The 14882-nt window shown below is 36.9% G+C and carries 13 protein-coding genes; 7 read left to right on the top strand and 6 right to left on the bottom strand.

Translation table 11 applies throughout. The features are described 5' to 3' along the window. Positions 1-391 precede the first annotated feature (391 nt). Positions 392-2209: an acyl-CoA dehydrogenase family protein gene (locus tag SOO65_RS03745; RefSeq protein ID WP_321397150.1), complete on the top strand. Its 1818-nt coding sequence runs from the start codon at positions 392-394 to the stop codon at positions 2207-2209. Here SOO65_RS03745 and SOO65_RS03740 read toward each other — a convergent pair. Then, the gene (locus SOO65_RS03740) at positions 2203-2619 is read right to left on the bottom strand and encodes a hypothetical protein (protein ID WP_321397147.1); all 417 of its coding nucleotides are present in this window, start codon (positions 2617-2619) and stop codon (positions 2203-2205) included. The genes SOO65_RS03745 and SOO65_RS03740 overlap by 7 nt on opposite strands. Positions 2620-2713: 94 nt before the next feature. Here SOO65_RS03740 and SOO65_RS03735 point away from each other — a divergent pair, with 94 nt between their 5' ends. Both SOO65_RS03735 and SOO65_RS03730 read left to right on the top strand, forming a co-directional pair. Beyond that, on the top strand, positions 2714-3880 hold the full coding sequence (locus SOO65_RS03735) for an O-antigen ligase family protein (protein WP_321397144.1): 1167 nt from the start codon (positions 2714-2716) through the stop codon (positions 3878-3880). Further along, on the top strand, positions 3864-5141 hold the full coding sequence (locus SOO65_RS03730; RefSeq protein ID WP_321397140.1) for a sugar transferase: 1278 nt from the start codon (positions 3864-3866) through the stop codon (positions 5139-5141). The genes SOO65_RS03735 and SOO65_RS03730 overlap by 17 nt, the downstream gene beginning before the upstream one ends. On the opposite strand, the gene SOO65_RS03725 is transcribed toward SOO65_RS03730, so the two are convergent. Continuing rightward, a complete protein-coding gene (locus SOO65_RS03725) occupies positions 5142-6245 on the bottom strand; it encodes a glycosyltransferase family 4 protein (protein ID WP_321397136.1) in 1104 nt (367 codons plus the stop codon). Between the two features lie 72 nt (positions 6246-6317). Here SOO65_RS03725 and SOO65_RS03720 point away from each other — a divergent pair, with 72 nt between their 5' ends. After that, entirely contained in the window at positions 6318-7076 is a 759-nt protein-coding gene (locus tag SOO65_RS03720) for a glycosyltransferase family 2 protein (protein ID WP_321397134.1), read from the top strand. Positions 7077-7093: 17 nt separating this feature from the next. Here SOO65_RS03720 and SOO65_RS03715 read toward each other — a convergent pair whose 3' ends face one another. Continuing rightward, the gene (locus SOO65_RS03715; RefSeq protein ID WP_321397130.1) at positions 7094-8071 is read right to left on the bottom strand and encodes a glycosyltransferase family 9 protein; all 978 of its coding nucleotides are present in this window, start codon (positions 8069-8071) and stop codon (positions 7094-7096) included. Positions 8072-8261: 190 nt separating this feature from the next. Here SOO65_RS03715 and SOO65_RS03710 point away from each other — a divergent pair, with 190 nt between their 5' ends. Next, positions 8262-9200 carry a glycosyltransferase family 2 protein gene (locus tag SOO65_RS03710; RefSeq protein ID WP_321397127.1) on the top strand — a complete coding sequence of 313 codons (939 nt, stop codon included), beginning with the start codon at positions 8262-8264 and terminating at the stop codon, positions 9198-9200. Further along, entirely contained in the window at positions 9197-9910 is a 714-nt protein-coding gene (locus tag SOO65_RS03705) for a class I SAM-dependent methyltransferase (protein WP_321397124.1), read from the top strand. Before SOO65_RS03710 ends, SOO65_RS03705 begins: the two co-directional genes overlap by 4 nt. Positions 9911-9918: 8 nt before the next feature. Here SOO65_RS03705 and SOO65_RS03700 read toward each other — a convergent pair whose 3' ends face one another. Beyond that, positions 9919-11730, bottom strand: a complete 1812-nt coding sequence (locus SOO65_RS03700; protein WP_321397121.1) for a glycosyltransferase family 9 protein — start codon at positions 11728-11730, stop codon at positions 9919-9921. Between the two features lie 21 nt (positions 11731-11751). Further along, complete coding sequence (locus SOO65_RS03695) at positions 11752-12726, bottom strand: glycosyltransferase family protein (RefSeq protein ID WP_321397118.1); 975 nt, start codon at positions 12724-12726, stop codon at positions 11752-11754. A gap of 364 nt (positions 12727-13090) precedes the next feature. On the opposite strand from SOO65_RS03695, the gene SOO65_RS03690 reads away from it, so the two are divergent. Next, complete coding sequence (locus SOO65_RS03690; protein ID WP_321397115.1) at positions 13091-13954, top strand: glycosyltransferase; 864 nt, start codon at positions 13091-13093, stop codon at positions 13952-13954. A gap of 26 nt (positions 13955-13980) precedes the next feature. Here the strand turns inward: SOO65_RS03690 and SOO65_RS03685 are convergent, their stop codons facing one another. Further along, positions 13981-14868 (bottom strand): hypothetical protein, encoded by an 888-nt coding sequence (locus SOO65_RS03685; RefSeq protein ID WP_321397110.1) that lies wholly within the window; start codon positions 14866-14868, stop codon positions 13981-13983. Positions 14869-14882: the final 14 nt, after the last annotated feature.

Genomic DNA, 14882 nt, shown 5'->3' with positions numbered 1-14882 from the left:
TGTTGAGAGACACAAGTATGTCTAAAAAATAAGAACTGACTCCGAGAGAATTTTTTACTTCCTCCAGAGAAAGCAACCTGGCACCTTTTGGACATTTCATTCGAGAAATACATGTCGTAGAATAAAAAACAGGAAGGGTGAGACTGTGACTTTTGCCACAGCCCCTGGTGCTGTCACACCAAGGGGTCCGCGTTAACATGGAACTGGATGAGCGCTTAACATGAACTTTCCCTTCCCTCCTTTTTTCATTGGATGAAAATTTCACGCCAAGTTTTGGATACACAAATATTTGTTTTTGTTGATTGGTAGCTTGCAGCTAAAAAATATTACTCATTACATCTACAGAATTTCTTAAATTGCTCTCTGAAGGTATGGCTTTCATACTTTGCCTATGAAAACCTTCGAAAAATCATTACAGGTAGCTGAGTCAAGTCGAGATGAATGGGAGAAAACCAGTTTCTTAAAAGATATGTTCATGGGGAAGTTTACCTATGATCTTATTCACCCATTCCCTGAACAGAATGTATTAAAAGACGAAAACTTCTTGGATTTTCTTGCTCGTTATAAACAGTTTCTTCAAGACGAAGTTGATTCTGATCTCATCGATCGTGAAGGAAAAATACCGAAACAGATTATCGATCGCTTGAAGGAAATGAAATGTTTCGCTCTTAAAATTGGTAAGGAATACGGCGGGCATGGTTTTACTCAATCTGAGTACAATGAAATTTTAAAACTAACGGCAACCAAAGATGCCAACATCGTTGCTCTACTCTCAGCTCATCAATCGATTGGCGTTCCTCAACCACTCATCATGTTCGGAAATGAAGAGCAGAAGAAAAAATATCTCACTCGAATTGCTCAAGGAGAAATATCGGCCTTTGCTCTGACCGAACCCGATGTTGGTTCTGATCCCGCGAATCTTGAAACGACAGTGACGACAGAATCCGATCATTACGTACTCAATGGCCACAAGCTATGGTGTACGAATGGTACGATAGCTGATGTGATCATCGTCATGGCCCGGCACGTAGAGGATGATCTCATCAGCGCTTTTATTGTCGAGATGAAATGGGAAGGAGTAAAGGTTGAACATCGCTGCCACTTCATGGGACTCAAAGCGCTAGAGAATGGAGTTTTAAGTTTTGATAATGTCAAAATCCCCAAAGAAAATCTTCTATGGGAACGAGGAAAAGGGCTTAAGCTCGCACTCATTACTCTTAATACTGGACGACTCTCACTTCCTGCGGCTGTTGCAGCAAGTTCAAAAAAGATGCTCGAGATTGCACGCCTGTGGTGCCGCGAGCGGGAGCAATGGGGAAAACCAATCTATAAACACGAAGCCATCGCTCAAAAGATCGCGGATCTCGCCTCTTCTACATTCGCAATGGGTGCAATCTCGGATCTCGCGACTGCCTTATATGATAACCATCATGATATTCGTCTCGAAGCAGCTGTCTCGAAACTCTTTTGTTCAGAAACAGGTTGGGAAAATGTTGATGACCTTCTTCAAATGCGGGGGGGACGCGGATATGAGACCTCAGATTCACTCCGCGCCAGAGGCGAAGCAGACATTCCAGTAGAGAGGATGATGAGAGATTTTCGCATCAATCGTATCTTCGAAGGCACAACTGAAATTATGCATCTCTTCATTGCTCGAGAAGCGGTAGACACACATCTGAAAGTGAGCGGAGTACTCTTGGACAAGAATAAGAGAATGATCCAAAAGATTCTGGCCCTTCCTAAGATATTTATCTTCTATGCACTTTGGTATCCAACTCTCTGGATGGTATGGCCATTTGGAGGCTCTAACTTAAGTTTCATCAAGCGATCGACCAAGAAATTAGCCAGACAAATTTTTCATGGAATGCTGTTCTATGGACCTGGTCTTCAAAATCGGCAGATGTTCCTATTTCGAGTGGTCGATATCGCCACTGAACTTTATGTAATGGCTGCGACTCAATCTAAAGCTGATAAATTAGGCAAAGATGCTCAAGACCTCGCCGATGTATTCTGTGAAAATTCACGTAGAAAAATTGAAATTCTTTTCCGTGAACTCTGGCATAACTCAGATAACGAAAAATATAAGCTAGCTCAAAGAATTGAAAAAGATGAGTTTAACTGGTTGGAAGAAGGGATTGTCGAGACAACCTATTTTCAGCGCAAGCTTATGAATCCGAACCAAAACGAGGTGAAGGAACTTCATCATTGAGGATTATCTAGAATTTGTTGTAACTTCATAATTTCTCCATCTCTTTGATTGCAGTTTTTATGAATGGAGTATTTCGAGAAAGCGTATTTTTTTAACTTAGGGTTCGGTAGAAAGTCTAAAACAACACAATCAACTTCCATGTCTGTGTTGTAAGAAAGATCGAGATAAAACCTTCTCATGTCCCTATTCAAATAAATAATGCGGTAGAGATTTTTAGCACCACAGGATTTGCACTTTCCATGTATCGCAGGACTACCGAGTTTATTCAGAGTTTCTTGGGGTGTTAATCCACGAATCCTTTGGATCACGCTACTCAGCTCTTTCTCGGCAAAACCTTGAACGATCGTTTGATCGGAACTGCAGGCTCCGAATAAAGAAGTAAGAAATACCAAAAAAAGTAATCTATTCATGAAGCTAAATCTTAACACAACTCCTATAATGGCCAGATGGGTCAATCCCCCAAATTTCTAGACTGACGCGGTGGTCTCTGCTACCTTTTTTCACATGAATAAATTAACTTCTGCCTCATTCTTCTTCCTGGCCGCTGGAATTCTAACTTCTGTTAGTATTCTCTCCGCCTATCAAGTCCTATTTGTTATTCCGCTTTGTTACTATTCATATTGGGCAATTAAAAATAATGATTACAAATTACCTAAAAGCGCATGGTTCTTGCTCGCATTCGCATTTGTGGCTTTTATCAGCCTTGTTATAAACTTTGACGTTGTCCCCAAACCTGGAAAGAACTTTGGTCGTATCAAATATTTTCTTTTCGGAGTAGGTGGAATTTATGTCTTAAGAGTTTGGGTAAAGGAAACTACCGATAAAATAAAAACTTTTCTCACCAGTACATTTCTAGTTTCAATGATCGTAGCTGGCCTTTATGCTGCGTGGGAGTTCTTTATATCTGGCGAAGCCCGAGTCAGCAGTTTAACTGAAACAATGAGGTATGGTTACGGTTCAGCCATGATGCTGCTGATGCTTTTAGGTTCTCTTTTACATCATGATAAAACTAAAAACTGGCTTAACTTCAAATTAGGGGCAGTGGCATTTCTTATTGGCTTTATGGGGATGTATCTGACTTATACAAGAGGAGCTCTTCTAGGTTTCTTATGTGGTCTTCCATTCCTACTTTATTTCTATAAACCAAAACTTGGACTTACTTTAGGTGGACTAGCTGTTTTAGGGGTTTTAGGACTAGGTGGAATGTATTTATTTGGTTCCGGAAAATATGAGTCACGATTTCTGGTTAATAAAAATAACTCCTCAGATGTTATTAGAAGAAGCCAATGGCAATCAGCAATCATCGCTATCCAAGAGAAACCAGTCTTAGGCTGGGGACTCTCCAACTTTCACTCGCAGCTTAAAAGGATTAAAAATCAATATAATCTCGATGCCAAAAGTTACGATGATGCTCACTCGCACAATCTTTTTCTAGAAATTACTTCTGGAACTGGTTTCATTGGTCTCTTTTTCTTTCTAGGTTGGCTAATTTCTTGGGCCATCCATGCTTTCAAGACCGGAGGACTAAATAGGGCACTCATCGTTCCTATGGGAGTCGCCTTTGTTGTTTCAAGTCAATTTGAAGTTACCTTTGATGCAAATAATGCCAGTATGATCTTCTTTGTTTACGCTATCAGCACAATGAGTAAAAAATATGTCCAACAGAGCTAAAACCATCCTTCTACTTATCGTAGACAGTTTAATCCTATTTTTATCTCTAACAATTGTTATCGCTGTTAGAAATAAAGGCCTTCAAGAGCACTATAACCTCTTTAGCTTTATTTTTCCGATTTGGATTTTGCTATATTTCATTGAAGGTCTGTATACTTTAAGAACGTATAATCCAGCCGGGCTCCCTATCTCGATTCTTCGTAGTACATTTCTTTCAATCGTTGCTTCATTCATTATCATCTATCTTTTCCCAATTGAAAAAGTTGGGGTAACACCTAAAACGAATCTAGTACTTATTGGCTTGATCACAATTCTACTTATGTATGGGTGGAGAAAATTCTTTTTCACGTTCTTTTCCAAGGATCGACGTTTACGAGAAACCGTCTTAATTGGATCTCCTGAAACCTTAACAATGGTGCAAGAAGAAATTGCGCGTAAACCATTCCTAGGTTATAAGATCGTTTCTACGAATAAAGGTATTCCAGAAAGTGCAGAGTTAATTGCAATTGAAAGAAATTTTGTGAATGCTGAAGATTATCAAAAAGTCTTTTCTTTGCTTGGCTCCGTAGAAATCATGGACCTTGCTCAGTTTGCTGAGAAAATTTCAGGTAAAATCCCTATTAAGGCAATCGACGAATCTTGGTTCATTGAATACTGCGGGCACCAAGAGAGCCGCTCATACGACTTTTTGAAGCTTGCCATTGATAAGACTGCGGCTATCCTCATGCTTATTTTACTAATACCGGTAGCCGCTATTCTAATCCCTACTCTGCTTATTTTTCATGGTCGTCCGATTATTTTTAAGCAGATTAGAACCGGTCAAAACAACAAGCCATTTAAGCTCTACAAGCTTCGCTCAATGGTGGTTGATGCTGAAAAGAACGGAGCTCAATGGGCAAAACCTGGGGATGCTCGGGTTACAACAATTGGAAAATTTCTTCGAAAGACACGTTTAGATGAACTCCCTCAGCTGATTAATATTATCCGTGGAGAAATGAGTCTGGTTGGACCTCGTCCAGAGAGGCCAGAAATCATTAAGGATAAACTGGCCCCCAATATTCCATTCTACAATCTAAGACATTTGGTTAAGCCAGGTGTAACCGGTTGGGCGCAAGTAACTTTCAGATACGGATTCTCTCAGGAAGATTCGGCTGAAAAACTGCAATACGATCTATTTTATGTAAAGAACAGAAGTTTGTGGTTGGATGTTCTTGTCATTCTTAAAACTATCAAGACTGTTATTTCTGGAGCTGGCCAATAGCTATTCGCTTTTGGCCTTTGAGATACCTGCCGGTCTAGGCATCAATTTTACCATCCCATAACCTTTTTTCTTATTTCTGAGATAAGCCAAGAAATAAGAAGCAGCAAGACAGTTCAAAAGTATTACACACAAGATAATCTCGCTTCGAACTCTTTGCATTGCGAATGCAACTCCTACCATCAGAGTATTAAAACTTATTAAGATTACGGTTGTCTTTATATGGCCCAGACCAATGTCTGTTAACAAATGATGAAGATGGTTTCTGTCCGGATTAAAAGGTGATTTCCCTTGGAGAATGCGAATCGTAAAAACCCTGAGGGTATCAAAGAGTGGAATAATTAGTATTGCGATAGTTACCACCGGTATGCGACGGATCTTATGGGGACCATTTAACGGAATGATTCGGTTCATTTCGATAAATTTAATCGCTAGGATGCTGAGAACGATTCCAACCATTAATGAGCCGGTATCGCCCATGAAGATCTTGGCCGGCGTTCTATTGTAATAAAGAAATGCTGCCAGCGACCCCATTAACGAAGCCGAAAGAACCACGTATTGCATTTGTTCTGCTGCAAAAAACCAAGCTCCAAAAGCCGCAGTGGCGAAGATCCCCACGGAGCCGGCCAGGCAATCAATACCATCAACAAGATTCATTGCATTCGTTATTACTACCATCGTAAATACACTAAAGGCGTAGGAAGAATAAATATCTAATCCATAGATTCCAAAGATACCAAAAAAACTCGTAACTCGAATTCCAGCCCAATGGACTAAAATAAATGCGGCCAAGAGCTGACCAGCCAATTTTTTGTAATGAACAAGGTTGAAAAGGTCATCCTTCATCCCAATAAAAAATAAAACGATGATCGACGAAATGATGTATTGAAGCTCAACAATTTCTTTCTGGCTTGACCAGAAAGTGAGTGAAAAAATCATTCCAGCAAAAATCGCTAAGCCACCAAGTGTTGGGACATTCGAATTGTGAAGCTTGCGTTCGTCTGGGACATCAAAAAGGTGTTTAATTTCTGCAATTTTTATAATTGAAGGAATAGCAAAAAAAGCTATTGTTAAAGAGGTAATAAATGAAGCCAAGGCTAATAACATAGGCGATAATTTAAGGAAATTTTTTGCAGTATTTCAAATTAAGATTTCTTTTTTTAACCAGAACGTTGCAGCATGAATCCAAGAGTATCAATTATTACCCCGGTTTTTAATGGGCAAAATTTTATAAATGATGCCTATCAATCGTTGAAGTTGCAGACTTTAACTGATTGGGAATGGATTTTGATAGACGACTCCTCTACTGACAGCTCTAGGGAAACTCTCATTACATTATCAAAAGATGACTCTCGCATAAAGCCAATTTATCTTGATAAAAACCAAGGAGCTGCCGTTGCTAGGAACGCTGGCCTAGATTTAGCACGAGGGATGTTTATCGCATTTCTAGATGTCGACGATCTATGGGAGCCAAAAAAGTTGGAGACTTCGAAAGATTTCCTCGAAAAAAACCAGGTAGATTTTATCTATACCAATTACCGCAAAATTTCAGATAACAAAATTGGTGGAAAAGTCATTAAGACACCTAAACAAATTACACTGAAAGATATCCTAAAAACATGTCATATCTGTACATCGACAGTTATGATTCGTAGAGAAGTGCTTGGCTCTTTAAGAATGGTACCTTCATTAAAACGTGGCCAAGATTATGTCTTTTGGATCCATCTACTTAAAAGAATTAAAGTCGCTTATCGGGCATCTGAAGACTCACTAACCAATTATAAAATCGGCCATATTTCGTTATCATCAAATAAGTTCAAGAAAGCACTCTCGCAATGGTCGATTTATAGAAATTATCTAGGAATGGGTCGTATTGAAGCATTATATTATTTTTTATTCTATGCTACGAATGGTATCGTGAAATACCGAAAATTTTGAAACTCTTGTTAACCCAATTAATAGACATAAATTTTGACATCGTTATTATTTAAATCTGTCTTTCTTTTATTTGGTTGAGACTTGCCCTCTATAATTTTTAACATCTCCCCACCACTCATACGCTTCAACCATGGCAACTCACTTTTAGGATATTTAAAATCATTTGTTTCAAGGACCTCGACAGGGGCAATAATTGAAACATCGGAAGAATAGGGATAAATTCTCCGCATGTCTGCAAATGACCAAAGTGCATAGATTTTCTTATCGAATAGAGCCGCTAAATGCATCATAGAGGAATCTAGGCCTATAAAGAATTCAGTCCCATTGATCAAAGAAAATAATTCATTAAATTTTAAGCCAATTTTGAGTTCTACTTTCTCACCGACAATCTGACCGCAAAAGTTTTTCTCCTCTTCTTTGTGGCCGCAAAGAATGAATATTCTATCAAACTTCAAACTTAATCTATCGACAAGTTCCTGCCAAAAATCTAAAGGATAATACTTGTTCATCGTTGATGCTGTTGGGTGAAGAACAATGTACTTTCCCGTAAATGATGACTTAGTTTTAGAAACAAGGTAATCCCGATACGGAGATGCCTTTAAACCTAGCACCCTTAGAATTCTAAGGTTATTTTCCACATCATGAATTTCATGATCAACTTCAAGGCATCGGCCAATGAAATATTGACTCAATTTCGGTATTTTAAAATGGTATTTACGAAGACCATCAGCAAGATTTATAGCAACTAATTCCCTTCTCCAGTTAGGATATAGAGTAATTACTATGTCCGATTTATTACGATAGCTTTTAACAAGTAAATCTTTAAGTGAAGCCACCTCGGTAACTTTGGCACCAAGCTCTCTATAGAAATCAGAACTTCCATTCTTATAGGTCAGTATTTCAACATCGTATTTTTGAATCAGACTATAATAAATAGGGAAATTTAATATGGAATTTCCTAATCCTTGTAGAAAAATCAGTGTCAGCTTTTCCATCTTCACCTTTTTAAGTCATCGAAAACTATATTATTACTCTACAAATTAATAAAATCTATGTACGAATTATCAACGCAAAGCATCCTTCTACAGTCAACGACTCAAAGACCGTTAGCCCCCCTTCCACTAACAGGAAAGAAAAGGATATACTGCTGCCAATTTAAAAAAACGAAAATTCATAACATTAACTATGCCTACACTTTCTGTAATTCTTCCATTATTCAATGACCAAACAAGAGTTCAAAGATGTCTAGATAGCTTATCAAGCCAGACACTCGAGGATATTGAAATTCTGATAATAAATGATTCATCAACTGATAATTCCGTCTCAATCGCCGAAGCACATATTGCTAAAGATCCGCGATTTAAATTATTCCATTCAGAAAATAAAGGCGCATACGCTTGTCGAAATCTTGGTCTAAGACATGCTAAAGGGAAATATATTGGTTTCATTGATTCAGATGATTGGATGGAGAATAATGGATATGAGTCTTTAGTTACCGGCTGCGAGACACAAACGACTGATTCATCCCTGTGTAGTTCTAGCAGATATCTCGAAAAAGACGGGACATTTTCAAAACATTTCCATTTTGATGATTGGCCAGAAAAGATTGAGATGAATGAAGAATACATTCACAAGATTAATGGCGGCCTTTGGAATAAAGTTTACAAAAGTGAAAACATAAGAAGGATAAATTTAAAATTTTCAGCATATAGGATTGGAGCAGATCTAGATTTTAATTGGAGATACTATCTGTCATTTCCTAAAGTCGCTATTATAAAGAAACCGATGTACGTATACACATTGAGAAATAACTCAATTGTAACAAAACCTGTGGGGAAACAAAGTTTAGATATTATTAAGGTATACAGAGATCTGAAGTTTCATTTAATCCAAAATCGGAAATTTAAGCAATACAAATCTCCTTTTTATAAAATAGCCTGTAGACGACTTGGTGAGAGGATGATTGTTGAAAAAAAGATCCTTCCTCTTTTTATGTTCATGACAGTAAGATGGCTAGGTCCAGAATTCATCATTTTCTTTGCTAAAGAAAGTCTTACTCAAATAACAAGATCTTTCAGAAATCATGTGATGAAGCTGAACAAAGTAACAAATGAGGGCGAATGAAAAAATTGACCACGCGAATATTACAAAAAATAAGCATTCCAAGAACTACGTATCTCACAGATTGTAACATTTGCAAGTCAAGAAAATTTACACTTGGCCCTAATTGCAGACGTTCTCCAACAGGCCTTTATCCTAGATGTATATCCTGCAAATCCCTTGAACGGCATCGTATCCAAAGGAAAATATCTCTTCAGCTTCAAGAAATTTTTGGTTTCAACAACTTAGCAGCTTTGAGATTTTCAAATGACCCTTCATTCTCCCCAGACTGGTTCAAAAGCTTTGAGACATCAATATATGATGGTGAAAATAGCCTCGATGTACAAGCAATTGACAGGGATTCAGAAAGTTATGATGTCATAATCATTAATCATGTATTAGAGCATGTTCAAGATGACAAGAAAGCACTTAAGGAGCTTGCCCGGATTATTAACAAGACTGGCTTCATTTTTATATCGGTTCCGCAAACTATCTCAATGCCAAAAACTATAGATTGGGGATATCCAGACGAAGCTCAACATGGACACTTCAGACATTATGGAAAAGACTTTTCAAATCTTCTTTCTGAAACTTGCAGTGACTTGTACTGGATTAGAATATATGACTTCGACCCAGTCACTTACACACCAGATGAAGTTTATATCTTGTCTCATTCTCGAGAAACGATAGGGCTTATTTCAAATGCATGTAAGATGAGCAATTTATATAGTTAGTGTATTAATCACATTACAACATGAGACTTCTCAATCAGACTGAGGACTTTTTCAGCGACATGATCAGGGGAAATCTCCTTCATACACTTATTTGAAGGACATGCAATAAGAAGCTTAGAAAACTGACATGGAGAGCACTCCATCTCAAGACTAATAACTTCACTATAACGTCTTAAGGGTTTATTTTTTGTAGTAGAAGAAGGACCAAACAAGGCCACCAGAGGAAGTCCGAGAGCATCACCTACATGCATTACTCCACTGTCATTTGAAATTAAAACTCTTGAGCTTTTTAACACTTCGACCGTATCAATCAATGGGAGATTCGTTAAGTTACGAGTACCACTCACATACTCGTCAGCACCTCCAACAGATATGACTTCAAATCCTTTTTTTGCAAATTTTAGAGCGAGGTTCTCAAAATGAGGCCATTTCTTTTTATCCCATACCCCCTTTTTACTGCCAGCATGAAACACAATCCTATTCTTCATGCATTTATCCAAACTCCACTTGGCATTAGTTATAAATTTAGAAGAATAATCCTGCTTTGTGTAATTTCCGATCAACCCAAGTTCCTTCAAACACCAAAATGGGTACTCTGCTTCATTGATAGTTCTGGTTGTCGAAAAAAATGGGAAATACAACTCTAGATTCAAATGGTAACGAGAAGGAAACCAGTAAACACAAGAGGACAATGCTGTGAAAATTGAAACGTCATACATTTTGTCATTCATATCTAAAGAAGAAGTCCAAACGTTTTTAATTTTTTCGCATTTTTCGAAAACAGAAGCCATGTATCCAATTGAGGACTCCAAAAATATATCTATTTCACAGTTATAGACTAAGTGAAGATAATTTATAAATGGAGTAAGCTGAATTGCATTTCCCATCCCTCCACCAAGTGCAATTAAAACTTTTTGATTGGACAATGACTTTGGAGGAGTATTGTTCAAATCAAAATTCTTCAGATGAGGCAAACTCGACACAAAATTCTTATTGGTAACATCACCATTAATACGGCTAAATTCTGACGAAGGCAAAATTAATACATCTTTAAAATAAATCACACTTTCTACAGGAGAACAAAATTGAACTCTGGCCAGAGAAAAGAACATCTCTGACTCACTCACTAAGACTCCAGGAAGCACTACTGTTTGAATTACATTATTCTCCGTAATCCTAGAATCCCAGGTAGTAAAAACTACGTTAGGAAATAGCTTGATAATTTTTTCCTTTCGCAAATTAGAACTAGAGTCCAAGATCACTGCAATTTTTTTTCTCTCGCCAGAAAAACTAAGTCCAATTCTATTTACAATCACCTCACATCTTTGAAGTTCAGAGACTGAGATTCTCTTCAAATTAAGTAAATAGCTACAAACGGTATCAAAAGCAGCTCGATAGTCATTCTTGGCAAGATAAAGCTTAGTCATTAAATAAGAGTGTTCTTTATTGCTAAATTCTGCTTGATACTTCCGAAGAATCTTTTCAGCATTTTGAACATCCCGTAAAAAGACATATGATTCAATAATGGCTAAAAGACTTTCTTTATTTTCAAATTTCGCTTGACCCTCGAGGCACTTCGAGAGAATTTTCCTTTCTCCTGACTTACTCAGCGCTCTGAAAAAAGTTGCGGGCATTTTTTTTTCCATCATATTGCCTGACGCATCTCCATAACTTTCAACAGCCTTCTCATCAAGTCCAAGAAGACAATAAAGCGTTAAATTTAATCTTCTAAATTTCCAGATGGGCAATACATTGTAGATGAACATGATTGTAGTCTTTGTCATCTTTAAGTTAATTAATATTTGTTTAATCTTTTTCATTATTTCAAAATTTGTGATTTTTCACATTACTCTTAAAAAGCTTTTTAGAATTTTATCTTCGGAAAAATGATCACGAATTTTCTTCACTTCAATTTCAGAGAAGGTGTACAAAGAATACTTATGAAGATCTTCACACATTTCTTCGATACTTAAATAGTTTCTAATAACATTGGTTCCAAAAATCTCAGCTAGCCACAAATTAGTGTTACTCTGTAAGGCAATAATTCTAGTGTGAGCCGATAAAGAGAATATTACACTCCCACTTAAAATCATGGTTTGACTGCTTGATACTATTAAAGTTCCAAGAGATTTTTTTAAGATACGGGCCAATTCCACATCAGGCACATAATTTCTTATCCAATGAATATTTGATTTTTCACTTTCATTAACTATATGAAACTGAATGTCAAAATCACCCGACCCTACAATGACAACATTGATATTCTTCGGCAATTTTTTAAAAAACTCATCAAGGCCCTTGTAAGCTTTTAATCGACCAAAGATTACAAAATAGTGCGTAAAAGGTATTGACTCTGTCTTCTCATTTTCTTGAGAATTAAACGAATACAAAGGATGAGGGAGATAGGATCGACTAGGAGCAACATGAGCTTCACTATGAACGAAAACACGATTAGAAAGAAGCTCTACTAAATTCATAAATGCCAAGATCAACCGCTTCGCTCCCCTTGAATCATGCGGCATAAAATTATGCCTCACATAGACCATCCTCTTAAAGAATACCCTTAACAAAAGTACTTTTAACGTCACCTTGATCAATTTTCGGCAATGAACTTTCCCATCTACCAGAATCGCGTTTTCAATCCAGTTCAGGACAATTAGATCAGTATGTTTGGATCCAAGTAAACGGAGTAGCGTTCTCCCAAAATGGCTAAGCGATATTTCTTGAATCTCGCAGCTTCTTTTCAATATATTAATTAAATTTCTTGAATACGAATTAACATCTGAAGTTTTTGGATAATAAGCAACTTTGAACATTTTATATTCTCGAAGATAGAACAAGAAGTTTGCACACAGAGTCAATAGAACAGCCTTAAGTATCTTGCAATTAACTCTATCTCGACAAGCATCTTTTAAGAAAGGAAACTCAGAGACTTTAAACGTCTTTCATTGTAGAAAAAACTGAAGGTTTTATATTACGGGTGAATATATTGAGATGGCTCGAATTTTTAACCCATCCATTCAAAGTAAACCTTCAAGCTAGGCTAGCTCCTCTAGCCTAAAGAACCACTGAAAGTTTTCAAAAATTCACCGAGAATACAAAAAAAAATTAAATAATTGCTCGTAATATCAGATAATACTTATCAGATTATTTACCTGCTAATTCCCCAAGGAACCTTCAGTGACTGAAGCATCTATTATCGTTTGTACCTACAACAGGGCTTCCCTATTAGCCAAAACTCTTCAGCGGCTATCTGTTGATTATGAAAACAACCCTTCACTCGAAGTCATTGTGGTAGATAATAATTCAACAGATAATACCGAAATAATAGCAAAGCATTATCTGAAATTTAAATACTTTAAAGAAACCAAACAAGGCCTTTGTCATGCCAGAAATCTGGGAATTGAGAATGCCAAAGGTAGATACATCTTGTTTCTTGATGACGATGCCATCCCAAACGATCAATATTGGGCACAGAGATATATTGAATTTTTCAATTCAAACCCAGAATGCTATGCAGTAGGCGGAGAAGTTTTCCCAAATTTTGAAACTCAAGCACCAAGATGGATTTTAGAAAATCAATCTTTCAAAAACTACTTGAGTATTCTAGAATTCGAATCTACACGCAAGATTTCCAATAAGGAATGGCTAGTTGGAGCAAACATTGCTTACCGTAGAGAGCTGTTTGACCTCGTAGGTTTGTTTAATCCAAATCTTGGCCGTAAAGGTCATAACTTACTATCGAGTGATGAGATAGAAATTCAAAAGAAAGCTGAAAAACTTGGACTAGAATTCTATTTATTGAAAGGTGTAAGTGTTTCACATTTTATTCATAAAGAGAGACTAACAAAGCGTTGGTTCATTAAAAGAAATTTCTGGCAGGGACGATCAAATCGTATTCTTTATCCTAAAAACCATCTCAGTTTTAAACGAATAGCCAGATCGATTTTACAATTTGTTTCACCCAGAAGCTCATTTAAAGAAAAAACTGATCTTTTTTATATCATAGGCTACTACTCCCCTTCGATCTTTTTCAGAAATTAACAAGCTCTAGATATCTTAAACTACTTTTAACTGTTAATCAGAATTTTAATTTTCTTCTTAAGCCCGCTTAATAAATTCTTAAAATAAAAGGCTATTAATGAATAATATAAAACAACAGCTAGCTGAGATCGATTCAAAGAATCTTCTAGTCCTAATTCAGCAATTGTTACTTGGGCTTGTTCATGAGATATGCTGTCTCTGACATTTGAAAACAAATCTGTAACACTCGCATATTGTTTAGATATTTTGGTAAGATCATAATCACCTTGTGGCCTTGTGCTATCTCCACAATTATGCCGAATAGGTTTTTTTCCATAAATGAAGAAAGGTAACCCCATTTCAACAGAATAAAAGGCATGGGAACCAAATGAATTAGAGGTTGTATATCTGAAATTTTTGAGGATATTATAAAAATTTTCAACAAAGTTAATATCCTGTATGTGACCGGCGGTATGAACGACAAATCCTTTTGAAAGGTACTCAAGGTGTAGGCCTTTCTCAACATCTTTGTAGTACATGCAAATTTCAACCGGCTGATATATCTCTGGAAGACTGTTCAGCTCTTCGATATATTCAAAAATCTGCTGTTTAACGGAAATTTGATCTGTTGAGTGAGTATGAAATGCTAATGTTCCAATAGCATTTTTTGAAATCCTAATCTGATTCTTCCTTCGATAAAAAGCAAATGGTGAACCCGAACAAAAGGCAAGTCGAGCACTAGCACTTCTCCATGCAATCGTTCTTCTCATTGAGTGAAACAATATTACGGGGTATTTATGAGTTAGTTCAAACCTTAATGCTTCATCATCTTGGCTAGGGCCATGATCTGTAGAGATACAAAGCGCCCATTTCCTGGGATAATAACCCATTTCCCTAATAATTCTGCCCATTCCATAATATTCAGCAACTTTCATTTTGGGAAAGTCTG

Origin of the sequence: Peredibacter starrii (genome assembly GCF_034259205.1) — a bacterium.
Lineage (GTDB): Bacteria > Bdellovibrionota > Bacteriovoracia > Bacteriovoracales > Bacteriovoracaceae > Peredibacter > Peredibacter starrii.
Note: the sequence above shows the minus strand (reverse complement) of the source record. Positions and strands in the feature narration are given on the sequence as shown.

Excerpts from the sequence above, each read along its gene's own strand:
- SOO65_RS03695 (WP_321397118.1), bottom strand. The coding sequence starts at position 12,726 with ATGTTCAAAGTTGCTTATTATCCAAAAACTTCAGATGTTAATTCGTAT.
- SOO65_RS03705 (WP_321397124.1), top strand. The coding sequence starts at position 9,197 with ATGAAAAAATTGACCACGCGAATATTACAAAAAATAAGCATTCCAAGA.
- SOO65_RS03735 (WP_321397144.1), top strand. The coding sequence starts at position 2,714 with ATGAATAAATTAACTTCTGCCTCATTCTTCTTCCTGGCCGCTGGAATT.
- SOO65_RS03700 (WP_321397121.1), bottom strand. The coding sequence starts at position 11,730 with ATGAAAAAGATTAAACAAATATTAATTAACTTAAAGATGACAAAGACT.
- SOO65_RS03740 (WP_321397147.1), bottom strand. The coding sequence starts at position 2,619 with ATGAATAGATTACTTTTTTTGGTATTTCTTACTTCTTTATTCGGAGCC.
- SOO65_RS03720 (WP_321397134.1), top strand. The coding sequence starts at position 6,318 with ATGAATCCAAGAGTATCAATTATTACCCCGGTTTTTAATGGGCAAAAT.
- SOO65_RS03715 (WP_321397130.1), bottom strand. The coding sequence starts at position 8,071 with ATGGAAAAGCTGACACTGATTTTTCTACAAGGATTAGGAAATTCCATA.
- SOO65_RS03685 (WP_321397110.1), bottom strand. The coding sequence starts at position 14,868 with ATGAAAGTTGCTGAATATTATGGAATGGGCAGAATTATTAGGGAAATG.
- SOO65_RS03745 (WP_321397150.1), top strand. The coding sequence starts at position 392 with ATGAAAACCTTCGAAAAATCATTACAGGTAGCTGAGTCAAGTCGAGAT.
- SOO65_RS03730 (WP_321397140.1), top strand. The coding sequence starts at position 3,864 with ATGTCCAACAGAGCTAAAACCATCCTTCTACTTATCGTAGACAGTTTA.
- SOO65_RS03725 (WP_321397136.1), bottom strand. The coding sequence starts at position 6,245 with ATGTTATTAGCCTTGGCTTCATTTATTACCTCTTTAACAATAGCTTTT.
- SOO65_RS03710 (WP_321397127.1), top strand. The coding sequence starts at position 8,262 with ATGCCTACACTTTCTGTAATTCTTCCATTATTCAATGACCAAACAAGA.